Origin of the sequence: Ovoidimarina sediminis (assembly GCF_032586175.1) — a bacterium.
GTDB classification, from domain to species: domain Bacteria; phylum Pseudomonadota; class Alphaproteobacteria; order Rhodobacterales; family Rhodobacteraceae; genus Ovoidimarina; species Ovoidimarina sediminis.
The window spans coordinates 69,516-91,220 of the sequence record NZ_JAWHTE010000004.1; the positions used below are offsets into that span (position 1 = coordinate 69,516).

A 21,705-nucleotide genomic window follows, 5' to 3' on the forward strand; every position below is an offset into this window, starting at 1 on the left:
CCATGAGCCTCGCCGATCGCCTGACTGCCGAAATCACCGCCCGCGAGGGCGATCTGATCGAACTTACGCAGGCGCTGGTCCGCGTTCCCACGCTGAACCCGCCGGGCCGCCATTACCGCGAGATTTGCGATCTCATCGCCACCCGGCTGTCCCGCTCCGGCTTCACGTCCGAATTCATCCGCGCCGAAGGCGCACCCGGCGACAGCGACGCCTGGCCGCGCTGGAACGTCGTCGCCCGCCGCGAAGGGGCGCGGCCCGGCGACTGTATCCATTTCAACGGCCATACGGACGTCGTCGAGGTCGGCCACGGCTGGACGGTCGATCCCTTCGGCGGTCTCTTGAAGGATGGCAAGGTCTACGGCCGTGGCACCTGCGACATGAAGGGCGGTCTTGCGGCGGCCATCGTCGCCGCTGAGGCATTCGTCGCGCTCTGCCCCGATTTCGCAGGTGCGATCGAGGTTTCGGCCACTGCGGATGAGGAGACAGGCGGCTATGGTGGCGTCGCCTATCTCGCGGAACGCGGCTGGTTCGATCCGGTCCGGGTTCAGCATGTCATTATCCCCGAGCCGCTGAACAAGGATCGCGTCTGCCTCGGCCACCGCGGCGTCTGGTGGGCCGAAATCGAAACGAAGGGGCGCATCGCCCACGGCTCCATGCCGTTTCTGGGCGACAGCGCGATCCGCCACATGGGCGCGGTGCTCGAAGAGATGGAGCGGCATCTCTTCCCGCTCCTCGCCTCCCGCGAAACCGACATGCCGGTGGTCCCCGAAGGCGCCCGGCAATCGACCCTCAACATCAACTCGATCCACGGCGGGGAGCCGGAACAGGAGCCGGGCTTCACCGGCTTCCCGGCGCCTTGCGTGGCCGACCGATGCCGTATCGTGATCGATCGCCGCTTCCTGATCGAGGAAGGCATCGACACCGTCAAATCCGAACTCCGCGACATGCTCGAGAAGATCCGCGCAGACCGCCCCGGCTTTTCCTACGAGATCCGCGAACTCCACGAAGTCCTACCCTCGATGGCCGATCGCGACGCGCCCGTCGTCCGCTCCACCGCGGCGGCGATCGAGCGGGTGTTCGCCAAGGCCCCCGATTTCGTCTGCTCGCCCGGAACCTATGACCAGAAGCATATCGACCGGATCGGACGGCTCAAGAACTGCATCGCCTACGGTCCCGGCATCCTCGATCTTGCCCATCAGCCCGACGAATGGATCGCGGTCGACGACATGGCCGACAGCGCCCGGGTCATGGCGCTGGTTATGGAGGATCTCCTCGCCCCGGAAGCCTGAGCCTCCTTCATTTTGGCGCGAAATACTCCGGGGGAGGCCCGGGCCCGCTCGGCCCGGGTCGGGGGCAGCGCCCCCGAAAGCCATTCGACGGCCGCCGGCATTGCCCGCTTTTTCTTCTGGGGTTTCGCCCAGACCCGTGTAATCTCACCCGAAAGTCCAGGAGGGAGACCCTGATCATGCTCAAGCGCCTGACCCTGTCAGCCGCCGCCGTTGCAATCGTGGCCGGCGGCGCCTTCGCGCAACAGACCGATATCACCATCGGGATGCAGCTCGAACCACCCAACCTCGATCCCACCGGCGGCGCCGCCGCGGCGATTGACGAGGTGGTCTATGCCAATGTCTTCGAAGGCCTGACCCGCTACCAGTCCGACGGATCGATCGCTCCCGGTCTCGCCGAAAGCTGGGAGATCTCCGACGACGGCCTCACCTACACCTTCAACCTCCGCGAAGGCGTGACCTTCCATGACGGCGCGGCCTTCACGGCCGAGGACGTGAAATTCTCGCTCGATCGCGCCCGTGCGGAAGACTCGACCAACGCCCAGAAGGGTCTTTTCGCCGGCATCGCCGATGTCGCCGTGATCGACGATACGACCGTGCGGGTCACGCTCAGTTCCCCCAATGGCGGTTTCCTGACGAACATGGCCTGGGGCGATGCGGTGATCCTCGATCCCGCCTCGGCGGAAACGGCGGCGACGAACCCCGTCGGCACCGGCCCCTTCCGGTTCAGCCAGTGGGTCCAGGGCGACCGGGTGGAACTCGTCCGCAATCCCGATTACTGGGGCGAGGCGCCGGCTCTCGAGGCGGCGACCTTCAAGTTCATCTCCGATCCGACAGCCGCCTTCGCCGCGATGATGGCGGGGGACATCGATGCTTTCCCGGGCTACCCGGCGCCCGAGACACTGGTGCAGTTCGAGGCGGATCCCCGCTTCAAGCTCCTGATCGGTTCGACCGAGGGCGAAACGATCCTGTCGACAAACAACAAGGCCGACGCGCTCTCGGATGTCCGCGTCCGCAAGGCGCTGGCCCATGCGATCAACCGGCAGGAGATCATCGACGGCGCGATGTTCGGCTACGGCACGCCGATCGGCACGCATTTCGCCCCGCACAATCCCGATTACGTCGATCTCACGGCGGGGTCGGCCTATGATCCGGAGCTTGCCAAATCGCTTCTGGCGGAGGCGGGCTACGGCGATGGGCTGACGCTTTCGCTGAAACTGCCGCCGCCCTCCTACGCGCGGCGCGGGGGCGAAATCATCGCCAATCAGCTGGCCGCCGTCGGCATCACCGCCCAGATCGAGAATCTGGAATGGGCGCAATGGCTTGAGCAGGTGTTCCGCGGCAAGGATTTCGATCTGACCATCGTCAGCCATACCGAGCCGATGGATATAAACATCTATGCCCGGCCCGAGTATTACTTCCAGTACGACAAGCCGGAGTTCCAGGAACTGATGGCAGAGCTTGACGTGGCCACCGATCCTGCCGACCGCTCCGAACTCCTCGCCGCAGCGCAGACAATGATCGCCGAGGATTACGTGAACGGCTATCTCTTCCAGCTCGCGCGCACCGGTGTGGCGAATGCGAAGATCGAAGGGCTCTGGGAAAATGCGCCCACCCAGGCCAATGACCTGACGAAGGTCCGCTGGACAGAATAGGAATCCGCAAGCGCGCCCGCTAACGGAAACGCCCGGTCACACGACCGGGCGTTTTCGTTTCAGGGTGCGGGAAAGACCTACTTGTTCCGGCCCTTCGCCTTCCCGTTGTTCTCACGGTTCTTGCCGGGCTTGTCCTTAGCTTGCGTGTCCTTGGCGCCTTTGCTGCCGTCGGAGTTGCCGACATCGCCATTGCCATTGCTCTCCCCGGCCTTGCCCTTTTCCCCGTTGCCGGGCGCATCGTCCGGCATCCCCGCTCCGTCCGTGGCCGACGCACCGGAGGCGTCACCCCCGCTGGCCGGCGTGCCATCCTTCGGCGATGCGGCGCTGCCGTTCTTGCCGTTCTTGCCGTTCGCGCCGTTTTTGCCAGAACCCTGCGATACCTGGACGCCGCCTTCGATCACAACCTGTTCACCATTGGCCTTGCGATAGACGATCCGCTTGTTCTGCGCGTCGTCCACCACGATTTCCTCGCCGCTTGCGGTCTTGATGATCACCTTCATCTTTCCAGGCGTTTTCCGTGCCGTCGGCGCGGGCTGCGTCATCGTCGACAGGGATGCCACCGTTGCGCCCGTCTCCAGGCTGCCCTGTGTGATCTCGTAGTCGGCCTTGTGTGAAATCGGATCCACGGCCGCGCCCGTCTCGTCGTAATAGCCGCGGCCCGCCTTGATCGTGTACCCGGTAACGTCCGAGCCATACTTGGCCTCGATCGCATCGATGTATTGCGCGGGATCACCGGCATCTTTCACGTCGCCACCATAGCCGTCGATCTTCACCGTGGTGCCATCGGCCAGCTGGTACGTCACGAAAGAGATACCGTTATTCAGGCTACCGCCGTTTCCGCCGTTCCCGCCGTTTCCGCCGTTCCCGCCGTTGCCGCCGTTCCCGCCGTTCCCGCCGTTGCCACCGTTCCCGCCGTTCCCGCCGTTGCCACCGTTCCCGCCGTTGCCACCGTTCCCGCCGTTTCCGCCGTTCCCGCCGTTTCCGCCGTTGCCACCGTTCCCGCCGTTCCCGCCGTTCCCGCCGTTTCCGCCGTTGCCACCGTTCCCGCCGTTCCCGCCGTTTCCGCCGTTTCCGCCGTTCCCGCCGTTTCCACCGTTGCCGCCATTCCCGCCGTTTCCGCCGTTCCCGGAACCGCCGCCATTGAAGGGCCCGCCGCCATTGTCGCTGCCGCCCCCATTTCCGGGGTCGTCAATCGATGCCGTTGCAGTGTCGAGAAAACCGAGCGCAAGCTCGGGGCAATTGTCCAGAAGGTACTGGATGTAGTCGTCGTATTGCGGGCTGCTTTCGATCCTCGCAATCTCTTCCGCCGTCAGTTCGTCGCCGTCGCACAGCGTATCCCAGCCCGACGGTGCGTTCAGGTCCGCCAATGCTCCCAACACGCCCGCGCCGGCCTGCCCGCAGGCAAATGCGAAGGTTACGACGATGGGAACCACCCACGACTTCAGTAGTGTCTTACCAGACATTTTCGCCCCCTAGCGCGCAGCACACAGCCCGATACGCGCCTAAGTTACCAGCCCTGCCGAGTCTGTGACCTCCGCCACAGTTTCGTCAAACTTTTGCCGACTTGACGCCAACATTGCGCAAAGTTGCCCGGCAATCGTTAATTAAGGCTGAAATTGTTTCTGCTCTTTGGACGTACACCATATGGTGAGTCGTCGGGAGACACCATATCGTGGCAAAATGTTGGCGTATATTTGCTCCCGGCTCCTGTCACTCGCGTTAAGCCTCGCGGTGGCGAGCGTCGTCATCTTCGCGGCGATCGAGGTGGTTCCGGGGGATCCCGCCGCTTTCATGCTGGGCCTGAATGCACAGCCCGAAGCGATTGCCGCATTGCGCGCCGATCTCGGGCTCGACGGAAGCCTTGTTGAGCGCTACGGGTCCTGGATCGTCGGCATGCTGACGGGCGATTTCGGCACATCCTACACGTATCGCGTCCCGGTGGCGGAGCTCGTGGCGGATCGGCTCAGTGTTTCCATTCCGTTAACCATTTACGCGATGCTCCTTTCCACGGCGATTGCGCTTCCGGTGGGGGTTATCGCGGCGGCGCGGCGGGGCGGGCCCACCGATCTCGCGGTCATGGGGGTCACCCAGCTTGGCATCGCGATCCCGAATTTCTGGTTCGCGATGCTCCTGGTGCTGGTCTTCGCGATCGGGCTCCGTCTCTTTTCCGCGGGTGGTTTCCCGGGCTGGGAGGCGGGGCTCTGGCCTGCGCTGAAGGCGCTGACCCTCCCTGCGGTGGCGCTCGCCCTCCCTCAGGCTTCGATCCTCGCCCGGGTCATGCGCTCGTCGCTCCTCGAAACGCTGGGGCAGGATTACATCAGAACGGCCCGCGCCAAGGGCCTGAACGAACGCCAGGCCGTTCTCCGCCACGCCTTCCGCAATGCGCTAATCCCGGTCATGACGATCCTGGGGCTCCAATTCTCCTTCCTGCTCGCGGGTGCCATCATCATCGAGAACGTCTTTTTCCTCCCAGGTCTCGGACGGCTCATCTTCCAGGGCATCACCCAGCGCGATCTGATCGTGGTGGAAAGCGTGGTGATGCTGCTCGTCTTTGCGGTGATCATCGTGACGTTTCTCGTCGATCTGGCCTATGCGGCCGTCGACCCGAGGCTGAGGCGGCGCTGATGCGGCTGCCGGCCTCGCTTCTCATTGGCGGCGTGCTTTTCGCGCTCTTCGCGGCTGCCGCGCTTCTGTCCTTTCTCTGGACACCCTACGATCACACGGCCATGGCGATCTCGGACCGGATGTTGCGGCCATCGGCGCAACACCTCCTCGGCACCGATCACTTCGGGCGCGATATCCTGTCGATGATCATGGTGGGCGCGCGCACCTCCATCGCCGTCGCCATCCTCGCTGTGGGGATCGGCATGGCGGCGGGCGTGCCCCTGGGCCTGCTCGCGGCGGCGAACCGGGGCAGCCTGCTCGACGAGATCATCATGCGCGGCAACGATCTCGTCTTCGCCTTCCCCTCGCTCGTCATCGCGATCCTGATCACTGCCGTCTTCGGCCCCTCTGCCACAAACGCGATCATCGCGATCGGCATTTTCAACATCCCGGTCTTCGCGCGCGTCGCCCGGGGCGGCGCGCTGCCTCTCTGGACGCTCGACTATGTCATGGCCGCGCGCGTGGCAGGGAAGGGCAAGATCCGCATCTCGCTCGAACATATCCTGACGAACATCGCGAACCTCCTGATCGTTCAGGGCACGATCCAGTTCTCGCTCGGGATCCTTGCCGAAGCGGCGCTGTCCTATGTCGGCCTTGGCGCCCAGCCCCCCACGCCAAGCTGGGGGCGCATGCTGGCGGACAGCCAGACGATGATATCCCTCGCGCCCCACATGGCGATCTTCCCGGGGCTCGCCATCGTCTTCACCGTGCTGGGGCTGAACCTCGTGGGCGACGGCCTTCGCGACATCCTGGATCCCCGCGTGAGGCGCGAACGATGACGCTCCTCTCGGTCCGAAACCTCGATCTCTTGATCCACGGAACGCCGATCCTGCGGGATGTGGGGTTCGACATCCGCGCGGGCGAGGTGTTCGGGCTCGTGGGCGAATCCGGCTCGGGCAAGTCGCTCTCGGCGCTCGCCTGCATGGGGCTCCTGCCGCGCGGATCGACGGCCAACGGCACCGCCTCCATGGGCGGCGAAAACCTTCTTGCGCTCTCTGAGCGCCGCCTCTGCACACTCAGGGGCAACGAGATCGGTATGATCTTTCAGGAACCCATGACGGCGCTCAATCCCGTCAAGACCATTGGCGATCAGGTCGCCGAAACCCTTGTCATTCACGGCGCGGCCACCCGTGCCGAGGCCCTCGCCACAGCCCGCGAGAAACTCGACCGCGTGGGCCTCACCGCCGATCGCTTCCCGCTCACCCGCTACCCGCATGAGCTTTCGGGCGGCCAGCGCCAGCGCGTCTGCATCGCCATGGCCATCGCGATGCACCCGAAGATCCTGATCGCCGACGAACCGACAACGGCCCTCGACGTCACCACCCAGGCCCAGATCCTCGATCTTCTCGACGATCTCCGGCGGGAGGAAGGCATGGCTCTCTGGCTCATCACCCATGACCTCGCCGTGGTTGCGGGGATGGCCGATCACGTGGCGGTGATGAAGGAGGGCAGGGTGGTTGAAGCCGGCGCAACCGAACCCCTGTTCCGCACCCGCGCGCACAATTACACCCGCGCCCTCTTCGCGGCCTCGAACCACGTGCCCGTCAGGCACGCACGGCCGGCTGCCGCCGCGCCCGTACTCGAGGTCACCGATGCCGAACGCGCCTACCGCCAGCCCCGCAGCTCGCTCTTCCGTCCCGCCGAGCCCCACGTCGCGGTGGCCGGCGTCACGCTTCGGATCGCGCTAGGGGAAAGCGTGGGGCTCGTGGGCGAATCCGGCTGCGGCAAATCCACCCTCGCGCGCGCGATCCTCGGTCTTGAACCCCTGCAGGCGGGTGCCATCCGAATCGGCGACAGGGATGTCGAGGCGGGCCGCTACCCGCCCGAGATCCGCCGCCGCATCCAGGTCGTGTTCCAGGATCCCTACGGTTCCTTCAACCCGCGCCACCGGGTCGGCCGGCTCGTGGCCGAGCCCTTCCACCTCACCGGTCGCCCGCCGGATGCAGAGGCGCGCGTCGACCAGGCCCTGATCGATGTGGGTCTCTCGCCCGCGGACAAGTCGAAATACATCCACGAGTTTTCCGGCGGCCAGCGCCAGCGCATCGCCATCGCCCGCGCGCTCCTCACCCGCCCGGACATCATCGTGCTCGACGAGGCGGTCTCTGCCCTTGATGTCCGCGTCCGCGCCCAGATCCTCGATCTTCTCTCCGCGCTCCAGGGAGAGTACGGGCTGTCATACCTCTTCATCAGTCACGATCTCTCGGTCGTGCGCGCGATCACTGACCGGGTTCTGGTGATGAAGGCAGGCAGGATCGTCGAGGAAGGCCCAACCGACCGGGTGTTCGCCGCCCCCGAACACGCTTATACGAAAAGCCTGATCGCGGCGGTGCCGCGCATTCCGGACGACTGGCAGGAGGATATGCATGGCGCTCGACAGGCTCTGGATTGATCCCGCGAAGATCCTGATCGCGGGCACGTGGCGTGACGCCGAGGGCGGCGGCCGCCTGCCGCTTGAAAACCCCTCCACCGGCGACGGGATCGGAGAGATCGCGGCGGGCACGGCGGCTGACATAGACGCGGCCGTCGCGGCGGCGCGCGGGGCGCTCTCGGGCGACTGGGGCCGGATGACCGCCACCGAACGCGGCCGCGTCCTGACCCGCCTGGGACAGCTCGTTCTGGAACGGGTCGACGATCTCGCCCAGATCGAGGCCACCGATGTCGGTAAACCCCTGAAACAGGCCCGCGCCGATGCGGTGGCGCTGGCCCGCTACTGTGAATTCTACGGCGGCGCGGCCGACAAGGTGATGGGCGAGACCATTCCTTATCTCGACGGCTACACCGTCTACACCCTCCGCGAGCCCCATGGCGTCACGGGCCATATCGTGCCCTGGAACTACCCGATGCAGATCATCGGGCGCTCCGTCGGTGCCGCACTCGCCATGGGCAATGCCTGCGTCCTGAAACCCGCCGAGGAGGCCTGCCTCACAGCGCTCGCCTTCGCCTCCCTCGCCGAAGAGGCGGGGCTTCCCCCGGGGGCCTTGAACGTCGTCCCGGGCCTCGGCGAAGAGGCCGGCGCGGCCCTCGCGGGCCACCCGGGCATCAACCACGTCTCCTTCACCGGCTCCGTGGGCGTGGGCAGCCTCGTCCAGGCCGCCGCCGCGAAAAACGTCGTTCCCGTCACGCTCGAACTTGGCGGCAAGTCTCCGCAGGTTGTCTTCGCAGATGCCGATCTCGATGCGGCCCTCCCGTTCCTCGTGAACGCCGGCATCCAGAACGCGGGCCAGACCTGCTCCGCCTCCTCCCGCATTCTCGTCGAGCGCTCCCGACTCGATGAGGTGACCTCCGCCATGGCCGCCCGCTACCGTGCCCTCACCGTGGGCCCCGCCACGGCGGATCTCGACGTGGGCCCGCTGATTTCGGCCCGCCAGAAGGAGATCGTCGAGGGCTTCCTTGCCCGCAGTGACGATCTCGAAACCGCCGCTACCGGCAGCCTCGCGGGGAACGCACCGGAGGGCGGCCATTACGTCTGCCCCCACCTTCTCGCGAACGTGCCCCCCGATCACAGCCTTGCCCGCGACGAGATCTTCGGCCCCGTCCAGGTTATCATCCCCTTCGACACCGAAGAAGAGGCGATCGCCATCGCCAACGGCACCGACTACGGCCTCGTCGCATCGGTCTGGTCCGAGAGCGGCGCCCGCCAGATGCGCCTCGCCAAGGCGCTCCGTGCCGGCCAGGTCTTCATCAACAATTACGGGGCAGGGGGCGGGGTGGAGCTTCCCTTCGGCGGCACGGGCAAATCGGGCCACGGGCGCGAAAAGGGGTTCGAGGCGCTCTATGGCTTCTCATCTCTCAAAACCGTCGCGGCCCGCCATGGCTGACGCGCCGGGCACGGGGGATGTCGCCGACTGGTGGCGCACCTCGATCATCGAGATGGAGCCGGGTGTCATCCGCCTCCGCGGCCGCCCGATTGAAGATCTGATCGGCAGCGTCACCTTGCCCCAGATGATCTGGCTCATGCTCCGCGGCGACCTGCCGACCGCGCCGCAGGCCGGGCTTCTCGAAGCCGCCCTCGTCGCTGCCGTCGACCATGGCCCCCAGGCTCCTTCCATCGCGGCCGCCCGCATGGCCGTCACCTGCGGTCTGCCCCTGAACAACGCCATGGCGAGTGCCGTGAACATGCTGGGCGATGTCCATGGCGGCGCCGGCGAACAGGCGGTCGAACTCTATCACGCCATCGACGCGGCCGGCGGGCCCGGTGCGGCGGCAGGAGAAATCGACCGCTGGCAGTCGGAGCGCGACCGGTTCGTCCCGGGCTTCGGTCACCGCTTCCACAAGCCCCGCGACCCGCGCGCGCCCCGCCTCCTCTCCCTCGTCGACGCAGCAGCGGAAGAGGGCACCGTCACGGGCCGCTTCGCCGCCATCGCCCGCACTGTCGAGGCTGAACTCGAGCGCCGCAAGGGCCGCCCGGTCCCCATGAACATCGACGGCGCCACGGCGGTCATCTTCGCTGAACTGGGCTTCGCGCCGCCCCTCGCACGCGGCCTCTTCTGCCTCTCCCGCTCGGTCGGTATCCTGGCACATGCCTGGGAACAGATGGGCCAGGGCGGGCGCAACAAGGGCCCCACGCCCCCGGCCTACCGGTGGACATACGATCCCTGACCACCCCTTCATTTTGGTTGAAATACTCCGGGGGGGGCGCCCGCCAGGGCGGCGGGGGGCAGCGCCCCCCTCTTACGCCGCAGCGAGGCCCAGCTCTTCCAGAAACGCAGGGATCTTCTGCTTGAACTTGAAGAAACCCGCCGTGGCATGGGGCCAGCACAGCGCGTCATAGGGCCGGATCACCCGAACAAGCGTCACTTCGCGCGCCGCAAGGGCGTTCTCCGCCGCTGCGACCCGCTCTGCCGACGGCCCGACCGGCGGGTGCGCCACGACGATCTGCTCAAGCCCGGTCTCCTCTGCCCAATCCGCAACCCGCGCGGCGGCGTCCTTGCCCGAAACCGTGCCCGCGAAGGCTCCCAGCCCGGCCCCATGACGCGCCGCCATGTCCTGTACGGCCCCGTCAGTGAAGGCATGAACCCGCTCCGACACCATGAGGGGGGAACGCCCCTCCACACCGCTCAGCACCATACTCGCCACTGGCCGCACCTGCTCGATCAGCCAGCCGGGGGAAAGATCGTCCTCGGTGATCAGAAGCCCGGTCGTTAGTCCGCCTGCGAGTCCCCCGCTCCTGGGCGCGGCCTGCCGCTCGGGATGGGGCGGGCCCTCCAGCGGTCCGGCCCCGGTGTCGAGCCCTTCGGGCCGGAACCGCCCCTCCGTATAACGCGCGATGTTCGAGGGCCGCGCGAGGTAATGCTTGCCCCGCGTCTGAAGCCCCGCCACCCAGCGCCAGGATAGCGTGTTCGACGCCGGATCCCCGTCGATCAAGTGCCTCAGGAAGAAATCCGCACCCAGCGCCCAGGGCAGCCTCAGGGTGAAGATCCAGATCGAGGCGAACCACATCCGCGCGTGGTTGTGCAGGTATCCGGTGTCCCGAAGCTCCCGCGCCCAGTGGTCGAAAGCGCCGATCCCTGTTTGCCCCAGGCAGGCGGCCTCCCAGTCGCGCCGAAGCCCGGCCTCGCTCCCGACCCGGTTGATCCCCCGAAGCACCTCGGCGCGGTAGCCCTCCCAAACACCCGGCCGCATCTCGAGCCATCCCTTCCAATAAGTGCGCCAGAACACCTCCTGGATGAACTTTTCCGCGCTCGGTGGCGCATAGCGGCCCAGAACGGCGGCCAGCACCTCTTCCTCCGTCACCATCCGGTGCCGGATAAAGGGCGACAGAACGGAGACATGGGGATGCCCCTCGAGATCGAAGTTCCGCTTCGCGGCATAGCCGCGCCCCGCCTTCGGAACGAAGGCCCTGAGCCGCGCCAGCGCCTCACTGCGGTCGGGGGGATGGTGCGATCGCGTCATCGTCCGCGAATTAGACGTCGGCCCCCGCGCTTCAAGGCTGGACCATGGCCGCGAACCGGCGCTAGGGTCGCGCAGAATTCCCGGGGTCACATTTCGTGCCGCTTACCTCCGCCACACCCATCGCCACACCCCAGCGGGGCCAGCGGCGCACCGAAAACGGCAAGGCGCTTCTTTTCATGGCGCTGGGCATGTTCATCTTTTCGGCGGTCGACACTCAGGCCAAGTTCCTCACCGAAACGCTCCACCCGATCCAGATCACCTGGACACGCCAGCTCGGCCTGCTCGCTGCGGCCTGCGCCCTTCTGGCGATCCACGGGCGCGGCCTTCTCATCACCGGGCACCCCGTGCTTCAGGTCACTCGCGGCGCGGTGGCGGCGGGTTCGGCCACACTCTTCATCGTCGCGGTCCAATACGTGCCGCTCGCCGATGCGGTGGCTGTCAGTTTCGTCGCCCCGTTTCTCGTTACGCTCCTCGGCGCGCTGGTATTGCGCGAGCCTGTGGGACTGCGCCGCTGGGCTGCGGTGATCATCGGTTTTCTGGGCACTGTGATCGTGATCCGCCCGGGGTTCGGCGTGGTCCACCCTGCGGCCTTCCTCGTGATCATCGCGGCGGTGCTCTTCGCGGTGCGGCAGATCATAAGCCGCGCGCTCTCCGATACCGACCGCACGGTGACGACGATCGTCTACACGGCCTTCGTGGGGTCGGCGATCCTGACGCTGCCCTTGCCGTTCGTCTGGCACACCCCCGAAACCGCGCTCGAGATCACGCTTCTCTTCACCATCGCGATCATGGCCGGCGCGGCCGAGATCTGCGTGATCAAGGCGCTTGAAATGGGCCTCGCGGTGGTCGTGGCCCCGGTTCAGTATACGCTGATGGTCTGGGGCACGCTCTACGGGTTCCTGGTCTTCGGGCAATTGCCGGATGGCTGGACATGGGTCGGCACCGCGATCATCATTTCGACCGGCCTTTACACACTTCACCGCGAGCGTCTCGCGTCGCGCAAGCGGACCGGCAAGTGAGATGACCGGCTTCTACGACGACGCCCAGATCGCCCGCCAACTCGCCGTTGCCCGCACGGCGGACATGCGCGCGCAACGTGCCCGCCTCCTCTCGGCGCTCGATCTGCGGCCCGGCCACCATGTGCTCGATCTCGGAAGCGGCAACGGCATCTTCGCCGGAGAACTCGCGGAAATCGTGGGTGAAGCCGGCGATGTCACCGGCGCCGACGCAGCCCCGGGCATGGTCGCCATGGCCCGTCAGATCGCGCCCGCCGCCCGCTTCGTCGAAGCCAGCGCGACCGATCTGCCATTCCCGGACGGGCATTTTGATCGTGTAACCGCCGCTCAGGTCCTGTGTTTCGTCCAGGATCTGCCGGCAGCTCTTTCAGAGATCTACCGCGTCCTCGCCCCGAATGGTCGCGTGGCGCTTCTCGACAGCGACTGGGCCAGCTGTGTGTGGCACTCGGAGGATCCCGGTCTCACGGCCCGGGTTATGCAATGCTTCACCTCGGTTTATGCCGATGCCCACGTGGCGCGCCGCATCGTGCCCGGGCTCGCGGCGGCGGGGTTCACCGGTATCGACGTGGCCGCCCACGTCATCCTGAACCGCGAACTCTCCGAAGACAGCTACGCCGGCCAGACCCTCGCCGGCGCGGTCGATCTCGCCGCCGCCGATCCCGCTATAGGCTCAGAGACCGCTGCCCGCTGGGAACGGGTCATGCGCGACACGGCTGCCCGGGGCGAAGCGTTCTTTTCGCTGAACCGCTACATCTTTTCGGCGCTGAAGCCCGGGACGTGAGCGGGTCAGGTGAGCGCGGCAACCGCCACCGCTTCTCGCAAGCAGCAGCCAAGCACAAGATCCCATCCGCTTGTATAGTTCGCACAAATGTCTCCGGCGGCCGGCCCCAGCACGTCGAACCCGGAATGCGTAAGCTCCACTAATGTTCCACCGTTGATGGCGGCGAAGCGGACGTCGACAAAGGTCGCCTCCGCCTCGTCCCGCCCGACATACCATTGCGTGGCAAAGCGTTCGCCGGGCACCCAGGCCGCCACCGTGGCCCATGCCGCTTCGCGTCCGTCGGGCAGGGGCTCGATCACCCGGCCGCCTTCACGCGCCTCGACGCGCACCCGGGTGCGATCGCCTGCGCCATCCCGCGCGGCAAGCGAATGGCTGTCCTTCGGCCACCACCGGTCGATGCCCGAGGTAAACAGGTCGAAGGCGTCCCCCGGCTCCAGCGGCACGGTCAAACTCTTCTTGATCGGTGGGGTGGGCGAGGCGGTGTCAGGCATCGGGGTCTCCTTCAGTAAGGGCGTGGGCTTCGCGCGCATAGGCCTGAAGCGCATCGTCCCAAAGCGTATCGAGGTAGCGGCGCAGCGCGCCGATCCCCTCGGGCGACAGGCGGTAGATCCGGCGCGTCCCGGCCCGGTCCGCGGCCACCAGCCCAGCATCCGACAGAACCCGCAGATGCTGCGAGATCGCGGGGCGCGAGATCGGGAAACGGCCGGCCAGAACGCCAACGGGCTGCGGCTCATCGCGCAGCGCCTCGACGATCGCACGCCGGGTCGGATCGGACAGGGCCACCAGGGCTTCACCGTAAGACATGACTTACCGTAAGTCAGGGCTTACATTCCAGTCAATCCTCTTCTAACTTAATTGAAGGGCCGCGCCTTGCGGGCCCCCGGCACCGATACTAAGACTCGCTCAACCAAGCTCCTGTATGAGCATCCCGAACCAGAGGCAGACGACATGCAGAACCCGGTCGAAACTTACATGAACCTCGTCCCCATGGTCGTCGAACAGACGAGCCGCGGGGAACGCGCCTACGACATCTTTTCGCGCCTTCTGAAGGAACGGATCGTCTTCGTGAACGGCCCCGTCCATGACGGGATGAGCCAGCTGATCGTCGCCCAGCTTCTCCACCTCGAGGCGGAAAATCCGTCGAAGGAAATCTCGATGTACATCAACTCGCCCGGCGGTGTCGTCACGGCGGGCCTCTCGATCTACGACACGATGCAGTACATCCGCCCCAAGATCTCCACCCTCGTGGTGGGGCAGGCGGCTTCCATGGGCTCGCTCCTCCTCACGGCGGGCGAAACGGGCATGCGCTTCTCGCTCCCCAATTCCTCGATCATGGTCCACCAGCCCTCCGGGGGCTACCAGGGCCAGGCGACCGACATCATGATCCACGCCCGGCATACCGAACGGCTGAAGCGGCGGTTAAACGAAATCTACGTCAAGCATACCGGCCAGACCCTGAAGAAGGTCGAGGATGCGCTGGAGCGTGACAATTTCATGACGCCGGAAGAGGCGAGAGATTGGGGCCTGATCGACGAAATCGTGGAAAACCGGGGCAAACCGGAAGGCGAAGACGCGTAAACTATGCCTCAAATTCGCCGTTGTGCCCCGCTAGCCTGTCCCTTAGGCTTCAACCAGCGGGGAAACCGCGGGGCAGAACGGCACGACGACAGGCATAGACCGCAAGGGTTTTGAGATGGCGAATTCGAACAGCAGCGACAGCAAAAACACGCTTTATTGCTCGTTTTGCGGCAAGTCGCAGCACGAGGTCCGCAAGCTTATTGCAGGCCCGACCGTGTTCATTTGCGACGAATGCGTCGAATTGTGCATGGATATCATCCGCGAGGAAACGAAATCCTCCGGTCTCAAATCCGCCGACGGGGTGCCCACGCCGAAAGAGATCTGCGAAGTTCTCGACGATTATGTGATCGGGCAGGCACACGCCAAGCGCGTTCTCTCAGTCGCCGTTCACAACCATTACAAGCGCCTCAACCACGCTGCCAAATCCGGCGATATCGAGCTTGCGAAATCGAACATCCTGCTGATCGGCCCCACGGGCTGCGGCAAGACGCTTCTGGCGCAGACGCTTGCGCGCATCCTCGATGTGCCCTTCACCATGGCCGATGCCACGACGCTGACCGAGGCGGGCTATGTCGGCGAGGATGTGGAAAATATCATCCTGAAGCTTCTTCAGGCCTCCGAATACAACGTCGAACGCGCCCAGCGCGGCATCGTCTATATCGACGAGGTCGACAAGATCACCCGGAAGTCCGACAACCCCTCGATCACCCGTGACGTGTCGGGAGAGGGCGTTCAGCAGGCACTTCTGAAAATAATGGAAGGCACCGTGGCCTCGGTCCCGCCCCAGGGCGGGCGCAAGCATCCGCAGCAGGAATTCCTGCAGGTCGACACCACGAACATCCTCTTCATCTGCGGCGGCGCCTTCGCCGGGCTCGAAAAGATCATCGCCCAGCGCGGCAAGGGTTCGGCCATGGGCTTCGGCGCCGAGGTCCGCGATCCCGATGCGCGCGGGACCGGCGAACTCTTCACCGAACTCGAGCCGGAGGATCTGCTGAAATTCGGCCTGATCCCCGAATTCGTCGGCCGCCTGCCGGTGATCGCGACGCTCGAGGATCTCGACGAGGACGCACTGGTCACGATCCTGACCCAGCCGAAGAATGCGCTGGTGAAACAGTACCAGCGGCTCTTTGAGCTTGAGGACACCACGCTCACCTTCACCGACGACGCGCTCACCGCGATCGCCAAGCGCGCGATCGAACGGAAAACCGGCGCCCGTGGTCTGCGCTCGATCATGGAAGATATCCTGCTCGACACGATGTTCGACCTGCCGGGGATGGCCTCGGTCGACGAGGTGGTGGTGAACGAAGAGGCTGTCACTTCCGACGCGGCCCCGCTGATGATCTATGCCGACTCCAAGCAGGAAGGCGCCTCCGCCAGCTGACGCCCGTGGCCGGCGCGGGCCAGTTCGGCTCGATCGACGCCGCCTGCGATTTCGTGAAGGACTGGTGCGGCGTGCGCACGGAACACCCGTGGCGCACCTCGCCCGAACCCGGCCGCTTCCCCGATCCGCTGCACCGCCTTGGCCATCGTCTCGACGCGCTCTGGGAAACCCGCGATCATCCCTACTGGACGCTGCCGGACCAGGCCCACACCGTTCCGCTCTTCGAGGCGCAGGAACACATCTTCGACCCAAGGGACAGGCGCACGCTCGAGGGCATCGCCTGCGTCATCGCGGAAAACCAGGGCCTCTACACGCTTGGCTATCCCACGGATGCCGCACCGTGCCTCCACGTCTGCGGCGACTGGTTCGACGGCGGGGCGACCGACCGCTGGCGCCCCGTCCCCGGCACGACACTCGAACAGGCGCTGATTCTCCACCTTCTCGGTAACCTTTTCTGGCCCACCTACCCGACGGTGGGATCGGCAGAGGAACGGGCGCTCGAACCTTAGCCTCGAGATCCCGACCTCACCCTCCCGCTCATCGAGCTCCTCGAATGGGGGGGGGGCGATTGCCTTTTCACCAACCCTGCGGGCACCGCGTTCCATCACCGCGGGCTGCAGCTTGCGATTTCGAAGCCCGCGCCGCTGTCCCGGGCTTGACCCGGGACCTCTCCGTCGCGTGCTATCGAAAAAAATACGCAACGGATCGCGAACCATGCATGACGTCCTCGATCTCACCCGTTTCCCGCTAGACGCCCCGGACAGCCCGTGCTGGAACGACCTGGTCGCAAGTTCCCGGGCAACCCTCTTGCATGACGGCCTCGTCAACCTCCCGGGCTTCGCGCAGCCGGAGGCGGCGGCCACCGCCGCCCGCGTCCTCGCGCCAAAACTCGCCGCCGAAGGCTTCACACATGCCCGCCGCCATAACATATACTTCCGGCGCGAGATCCCGGGGCTCGACCCGTCACACCCTGCATTGACGCAATTCGACACCTCGAACCGCACACTCTGCACCGATCAACTGCACCGCACCCTTCCGGAACGGCTCTATCTCTGGCCCCCCTTCGCACGCTTCCTCGCGGCGGTGATGGAGAAGCCTGCGCTCCACCCGATGGACGATTCGCTCGCGGGCGTGAACGTCATGGGCTACGGCGACGGGCAAGCGCTCAACTGGCATTTCGACCGGTCGGAGTTCACGACGACACTCCTCCTCCAGGCGCCCGAGGCGGGTGGCACCTTCGAATACGCCCGCGATCTCAGATCCGACACTGATCCCAACTATGATGGCGTCGCGGCCCTCCTCGACGGCCACACCACCGCCACGCGCATGCCGCTCGCTCCGGGCACGCTCAACATCTTCAAGGGCCGGAACACCGCGCATCGCGTTACCCCCGTCAAGGGCAACCGCCCCCGCATCATCGCGGTCTTTTCCTATTTTGCAGAACCCGGCGTGGGGTTCTCGGATGAGGAGCGCATCGGCTTCTACGGTCGCGCCGGCTGATCCCGACGCGGCCCCGGCCTCATCCGCCGTACTGCTCGTCCGTCACCGGCTCCGCCCAGTCGATATGGCTCCCGTCCAGCGCTTCCTGCATCGCCACGTGAACCATGTCGCAATCGGGCGCGGCCCCGTGCCAGTGCCGCTCGCCCGGCGCGAAGAACAGCACATCGCCCGGCCCGAATTCCACGATGGGCTCGCCCTCGCGCTGCGCCCGCCCGCGGCCCGAGATCACGTAAAGCGTCTGGCCCAAAGGGTGCGTGTGCCAGTTCGTCCGCGCGCCGGGCTGAAACGTCACCACAGATGCGCGCAGCCGCGCGGGCTCCGGCGCCTCGATCAGCCGCACGAGATCCACCTCGCCGGTAAACCAGTCCGGCGTCATCCGGCTCGCGGGCCGCGTATCCTTGGGGGAAAAAATCATCGTCTCACCTGCCATTCTCTTCTGCGGTTTCATTCTTAATCCGCGGCCGTCCCGCAGGGAAGCTTGCCAAGTCCCGATCCTGCCGATACCCGGGGGTCCATGCGCAGGCTTATCTCCACCGGCTCCCCATTCGAGCGCAGCATCGGCTATTCCCGGGCGGTCGTTTCGGACGGCTGGGTCTTCGTCGCGGGCACCACGGGCTACGATTACGCGACCATGACGATGCCCGAAGACGTGGCCGAACAGTGCCGCAACGCGCTCGCCACCATCGCCGCGGCGCTTGACGAGGCGGGCGCATCCATGGCCGATGTCGTCCGCGTCCGCTACATCCTGCCCGACGCCGCCGACTGGCCCGCCTGCTGGCCCGTGACATCCGATGTCTTCGGTGAAATTCGCCCCGCCGCCACAATGCTGACGGCCGGCCTTCAGGAGCCGGAGATGAAAATCGAGATCGAAGTCACGGCACGCCTGCCCGTTTGATCGAAATCAAGGAAACCTGGCACCCATCTGTCAGGCTCCATAGGCGCGCGAAAGGTTTTTTGGAGTGACACACCCATGTCTCACACCCCTCATGAGCTTGCCGCGGACTTCCCCGAATTCACCGACCGGATCCACGATCTCAAGATGTCGAATGCCGATTTCCGGCTGCTGGCCGACGAGTATCATGATCTGAACCGTCAGGTGCACCGGGCCGAAACCTTTGTCGAGCCCATGAGCATGGCGGCCGAAACCGAACTGCGCCGCCGCCGCATGGTCCTGAAGGACCGGATTTACCAGATGCTGACCGAGCAGGTTGCAGCGGCAGAATAGCCACGCCGGAAACGCCCTAGCCCCCAACCGTATAGGGCAGGGTTCCCCGCCGGTTCACGTCGATCTCAAGCCGCCGTTCCAGCGGCGGCACGGCGCGCTGGTGGCAATCCCGACGCTCGCAGATCCGGCAGGAAATCCCGATCGGCTGGAACGCCCGCGCGTTCGTGACATCCAGATCGTCGGCATAGACGAGCGCGCCCGCATGGGCGATCTCGCAGCCAAGCCCGATCGCGAACCGCCGCACCGGCGCGTCGAACCGCCCCCCCGGCTTCGACACGTCCCGCGCGAGGCACAGGTAGCGCACGCCATCGGGCGTCTCCGCCAGTTGCCTCAGAAAGCGCCCCGGCGTCTCGAACGCCCGGTGAACGTTCCACAGGGGGCAGGCCCCGCCATAGCGCGCGAACTGAAGCCGCGTGGCCGAATGACGCTTGGTGATGGTGCCCGCCTGATCGACCCGCACGAAGAAGAACGGCACGCCCTTGGCGCCCGGGCGCTGCAGCGTCGACAAGCGGTGCGCCACCTGTTCAATCGAGGCGCCGAAGCGCCCCGCCAGCGCCTCAAGATCGTGGCGCAAGGCGCCGGCGGCCTCTAGCATTGCGCCATAGGGCAGAAGCGCGGCGCCGGCGAAGTAATTCGCCATGCCCACCCGGGCGATCGCCCGCGCCTCCTCGGTCCGGAACCGTGCCAGATCCAGTGTCGCCTCGATCAGATCGCTCTGCAGCAAGAGCGCCGCCTGGTGCAAAAGCTGAAACCGCCGTGTCGCCGGGTCGCTCACCGCCGACAGCGACAGTGTCTTCGTTTCCGGATCGTACCGCCTCAGGCCACCATTCGCCCCGTCCCGGATCGTGACACCCCGCGCCTCCAGCGCTTCCGACGCCGCGGCCACGGCATCGCCGCCACGCGCCATCCGCTCCGCCGCCCGGTCCACCGCGTCGATATAATTGTCGCAATAGTGGAAGAAATCCCGCACCTCTTCCCAGGGGGACGCCGCTGTCACCCCTTGTCCCAGCGCCTCGTCAAGCGAGGCAAGCCGTTCCTGCCCGGCCCGGTGCGCCCGGTGCAGCGCAAGGAAGGCGCGCGCGAAAACCGGCGCATTCGAGGCCACGAGCCTGAGGTCCGCAAGCTCGGGCATGTCGTCTGCGAAGGCCGGGTCGGCCAGCGCCTCGCGCATATCCGTCACCAGCCGCTCCGCATCGCCCTCGGCCAGTTCCGCCACGTCGAACCCGAACTCGCGTGCCAGCGCCAGCACCACGGTCGTCGACACCGGGCGATGGTTGTTCTCCATCTGGTTGAGATAGGGCAGCGACACGCCAAGCTGCCCCGCAAAGGCCTTCTGCGTCAGGCCCAGCCGCTGCCGGATCTCCCGAAGTTTCGCCCCGGCATAATGTTTCTGAACCGCCATGCACAACGCTCCTTTGCAAAGCCAGGAATAGCCTTTGCAAAGGCGCCGCGGCAACCGTCTTCAGCCCGAGGCCCCAACCTGCCGCGCGACGGCGTTGGTGTAGAATGCGGCCACGACCGACAGAAGCGTTGTGGTCAGCATCAGCGCGATCAGGGGAAGCGCCCCGCCGCCCAGCGTCAGGACTGATCCCGCCAGCGCCGAAAGCGCCGCCCCGCTGCCGATCGTGATCGCGCCGCCAAGGCCGCTCGCGGATCCCGCAAGGTGCGGGCGCACCGAAAGCATCCCCGCCATCGAGTTCGGAATCACCAGCCCGTTCCCCAGGCCGATGAAGATCGCGAAGCCGAAGAACAGGAACGGCCCGCTGAACCCGATCAGATCCAGCGCAAGAAGGATGCTCAGCGCGATGGCCGAGATCACGACCCCCCAGATGATCATCCGGTTGATCCCATAGCGCACCGAAAACCGTCCCGATATGCCGTTGCCCACCATGTAGCCCATTGCGGGGGCGCCGAAGAACAGGCCCAGCGTCGCGGGGCTCATCCCGTAAACCTCGGTCCCCACATAAGGCGCGCCGCCGAGATAGGCGAAGAATGCGCCGCTCGCACAGCCCGACGCCGCGCAATACCCCCAGAACCGGCGGGACCCGAAGACTTCGGGATAATCCGCGAACTGCTCGCGGAAACTCGTGGCTTCAAGAGGCGCCGTTTCGCCTAGGTCGGTCCAGGTCAGCCAGGCGATCGCGCCCCCGGCGAGGAACAGCAGCCAGAAATTCGCCTGCCATCCGAAAAGCTCGTCCAGAACCCCGCCGAAAACCGGCCCGATCATCGGCACCACGGCCATCCCCATCGTGACGTAACCGATCATCGAGGCCGCCTCGTTCTGGGGCACCATGTCCCTTATGATCGCGCGGCTCAGCACCAGCGAAGTGATGATCGCGGCCTCGATCATCCGGAATGCCAGGAACACCTCGATTGTTGGCGCGAAGATGCAGCCCAGCGTCGCCAGCATGAAAATCGCGATCCCGGCCAGGATCACCGGCCGCCGCCCGTAGCGGTCGGAAATCGGCCCGATGAACAGCTGAAGCACCGCGTTCATCGCCAGATAGACCGTGACCGACAGCTGCACGACACGGTAGTCGGCGTCGAAATAGACGGCCATGCCCGGCAGCGACGGAAGAAAAACGTTCATGCTCAACGCGCCGAGACCGGCGAGCAATATCAGCGTCGCAATGTGTGGGGGCGTGGTGCGGTCGAGAAACCGCACGCCGCGATCTCGTGTCATATCGGGCACATAGAGGGAAGCGGGGGCGCTGTCCACGTGCGCAA

Annotated in this window: 22 protein-coding genes; 15 read left to right on the top strand and 7 right to left on the bottom strand. The window is 65.9% G+C overall.

Annotation, left to right across the window (positions count from 1 at the left end):
* The first annotated feature begins 2 nt into the window (after window positions 1–2).
* Together RXV90_RS06510 and RXV90_RS06515 are read left to right on the top strand one after the other, a co-directional pair.
* Entirely contained in the window at window positions 3–1,289 is a 1,287-nt protein-coding gene (locus RXV90_RS06510; RefSeq protein ID WP_316647679.1) for an acetylornithine deacetylase/succinyl-diaminopimelate desuccinylase family protein, read from the top strand.
* Window positions 1,290–1,465: 176 nt separating this feature from the next.
* Complete coding sequence (locus tag RXV90_RS06515; protein WP_316647681.1) at window positions 1,466–2,941, top strand: ABC transporter substrate-binding protein; 1,476 nt, start codon at window positions 1,466–1,468, stop codon at window positions 2,939–2,941.
* Window positions 2,942–3,018: 77 nt separating this feature from the next.
* On the opposite strand, the gene RXV90_RS06520 is transcribed toward RXV90_RS06515, so the two are convergent.
* Entirely contained in the window at window positions 3,019–4,404 is a 1,386-nt protein-coding gene (locus tag RXV90_RS06520; RefSeq protein ID WP_316647683.1) for a hypothetical protein, read from the bottom strand.
* A 217-nt stretch (window positions 4,405–4,621) separates the two neighbouring features.
* Here RXV90_RS06520 and RXV90_RS06525 point away from each other — a divergent pair, with 217 nt between their 5' ends.
* The 5 genes from RXV90_RS06525 to RXV90_RS06545 are packed head-to-tail and all read left to right on the top strand — an operon-like array spanning window position 4,622 to window position 10,204.
* Window positions 4,622–5,566, top strand: coding sequence for an ABC transporter permease (locus RXV90_RS06525; protein WP_316647685.1), 945 nt, complete (start codon window positions 4,622–4,624; stop codon window positions 5,564–5,566).
* Window positions 5,566–6,384, top strand: a complete 819-nt coding sequence (locus tag RXV90_RS06530; RefSeq protein ID WP_410482348.1) for an ABC transporter permease — start codon at window positions 5,566–5,568, stop codon at window positions 6,382–6,384. Before RXV90_RS06525 ends, RXV90_RS06530 begins: the two co-directional genes overlap by 1 nt.
* Complete coding sequence (locus RXV90_RS06535) at window positions 6,381–7,994, top strand: ABC transporter ATP-binding protein (RefSeq protein WP_316647686.1); 1,614 nt, start codon at window positions 6,381–6,383, stop codon at window positions 7,992–7,994. Before RXV90_RS06530 ends, RXV90_RS06535 begins: the two co-directional genes overlap by 4 nt.
* Window positions 7,969–9,423, top strand: a complete 1,455-nt coding sequence (locus tag RXV90_RS06540; RefSeq protein WP_316647687.1) for an aldehyde dehydrogenase family protein — start codon at window positions 7,969–7,971, stop codon at window positions 9,421–9,423. Before RXV90_RS06535 ends, RXV90_RS06540 begins: the two co-directional genes overlap by 26 nt.
* Window positions 9,416–10,204 carry a citryl-CoA lyase gene (locus RXV90_RS06545; RefSeq protein WP_316647688.1) on the top strand — a complete coding sequence of 263 codons (789 nt, stop codon included), beginning with the start codon at window positions 9,416–9,418 and terminating at the stop codon, window positions 10,202–10,204. Before RXV90_RS06540 ends, RXV90_RS06545 begins: the two co-directional genes overlap by 8 nt.
* Before the next feature lie 72 nt (window positions 10,205–10,276).
* Here the strand turns inward: RXV90_RS06545 and RXV90_RS06550 are convergent, their stop codons facing one another.
* Window positions 10,277–11,497 carry an FAD-binding domain-containing protein gene (locus RXV90_RS06550; RefSeq protein WP_316647689.1) on the bottom strand — a complete coding sequence of 407 codons (1,221 nt, stop codon included), beginning with the start codon at window positions 11,495–11,497 and terminating at the stop codon, window positions 10,277–10,279.
* 95 nt (window positions 11,498–11,592) lie between these two features.
* On the opposite strand from RXV90_RS06550, the gene RXV90_RS06555 reads away from it, so the two are divergent.
* Together RXV90_RS06555 and RXV90_RS06560 are read left to right on the top strand one after the other, a co-directional pair.
* Window positions 11,593–12,516, top strand: coding sequence for a DMT family transporter (locus RXV90_RS06555; protein WP_316647690.1), 924 nt, complete (start codon window positions 11,593–11,595; stop codon window positions 12,514–12,516).
* A gap of 1 nt (window position 12,517) precedes the next feature.
* Window positions 12,518–13,294: a methyltransferase domain-containing protein gene (locus RXV90_RS06560; protein ID WP_316647692.1), complete on the top strand. Its 777-nt coding sequence runs from the start codon at window positions 12,518–12,520 to the stop codon at window positions 13,292–13,294.
* Between the two features lie 5 nt (window positions 13,295–13,299).
* Here the strand turns inward: RXV90_RS06560 and RXV90_RS06565 are convergent, their stop codons facing one another.
* Window positions 13,300–13,785, bottom strand: coding sequence for an SRPBCC domain-containing protein (locus RXV90_RS06565; protein ID WP_316647694.1), 486 nt, complete (start codon window positions 13,783–13,785; stop codon window positions 13,300–13,302).
* Window positions 13,778–14,098, bottom strand: a complete 321-nt coding sequence (locus RXV90_RS06570; RefSeq protein ID WP_316647695.1) for an ArsR/SmtB family transcription factor — start codon at window positions 14,096–14,098, stop codon at window positions 13,778–13,780. Before RXV90_RS06570 ends, RXV90_RS06565 begins: the two co-directional genes overlap by 8 nt.
* Before the next feature lie 144 nt (window positions 14,099–14,242).
* Here RXV90_RS06570 and RXV90_RS06575 point away from each other — a divergent pair, with 144 nt between their 5' ends.
* From RXV90_RS06575 to RXV90_RS06590, 4 genes are all read left to right on the top strand, one after another.
* Window positions 14,243–14,872: an ATP-dependent Clp protease proteolytic subunit gene (locus RXV90_RS06575; protein ID WP_316647696.1), complete on the top strand. Its 630-nt coding sequence runs from the start codon at window positions 14,243–14,245 to the stop codon at window positions 14,870–14,872.
* Between the two features lie 115 nt (window positions 14,873–14,987).
* Window positions 14,988–16,253 (top strand): ATP-dependent Clp protease ATP-binding subunit ClpX, encoded by a 1,266-nt coding sequence (gene clpX, locus RXV90_RS06580; protein WP_316647697.1) that lies wholly within the window; start codon window positions 14,988–14,990, stop codon window positions 16,251–16,253.
* 5 nt (window positions 16,254–16,258) lie between these two features.
* Window positions 16,259–16,762, top strand: a complete 504-nt coding sequence (locus RXV90_RS06585) for a hypothetical protein (RefSeq protein WP_316647698.1) — start codon at window positions 16,259–16,261, stop codon at window positions 16,760–16,762.
* Between the two features lie 205 nt (window positions 16,763–16,967).
* On the top strand, window positions 16,968–17,753 hold the full coding sequence (locus RXV90_RS06590) for a HalD/BesD family halogenase (protein WP_316647700.1): 786 nt from the start codon (window positions 16,968–16,970) through the stop codon (window positions 17,751–17,753).
* A 19-nt stretch (window positions 17,754–17,772) separates the two neighbouring features.
* On the opposite strand, the gene RXV90_RS06595 is transcribed toward RXV90_RS06590, so the two are convergent.
* Window positions 17,773–18,183: a (R)-mandelonitrile lyase gene (locus RXV90_RS06595; protein ID WP_316647701.1), complete on the bottom strand. Its 411-nt coding sequence runs from the start codon at window positions 18,181–18,183 to the stop codon at window positions 17,773–17,775.
* Between the two features lie 84 nt (window positions 18,184–18,267).
* Here RXV90_RS06595 and RXV90_RS06600 point away from each other — a divergent pair, with 84 nt between their 5' ends.
* Window positions 18,268–18,648: a RidA family protein gene (locus RXV90_RS06600; protein WP_316647702.1), complete on the top strand. Its 381-nt coding sequence runs from the start codon at window positions 18,268–18,270 to the stop codon at window positions 18,646–18,648.
* A gap of 75 nt (window positions 18,649–18,723) precedes the next feature.
* Window positions 18,724–18,978: a YdcH family protein gene (locus RXV90_RS06605; RefSeq protein ID WP_316647705.1), complete on the top strand. Its 255-nt coding sequence runs from the start codon at window positions 18,724–18,726 to the stop codon at window positions 18,976–18,978.
* Window positions 18,979–18,994: 16 nt separating this feature from the next.
* Here RXV90_RS06605 and RXV90_RS06610 read toward each other — a convergent pair whose 3' ends face one another.
* Both RXV90_RS06610 and RXV90_RS06615 read right to left on the bottom strand, forming a co-directional pair.
* Window positions 18,995–20,380 (bottom strand): helix-turn-helix domain-containing protein, encoded by a 1,386-nt coding sequence (locus RXV90_RS06610; protein ID WP_316647707.1) that lies wholly within the window; start codon window positions 20,378–20,380, stop codon window positions 18,995–18,997.
* Window positions 20,381–20,440: 60 nt separating this feature from the next.
* Window positions 20,441–21,661 carry a multidrug effflux MFS transporter gene (locus RXV90_RS06615; protein ID WP_316647709.1) on the bottom strand — a complete coding sequence of 407 codons (1,221 nt, stop codon included), beginning with the start codon at window positions 21,659–21,661 and terminating at the stop codon, window positions 20,441–20,443.
* Window positions 21,662–21,705 lie beyond the last annotated feature (44 nt).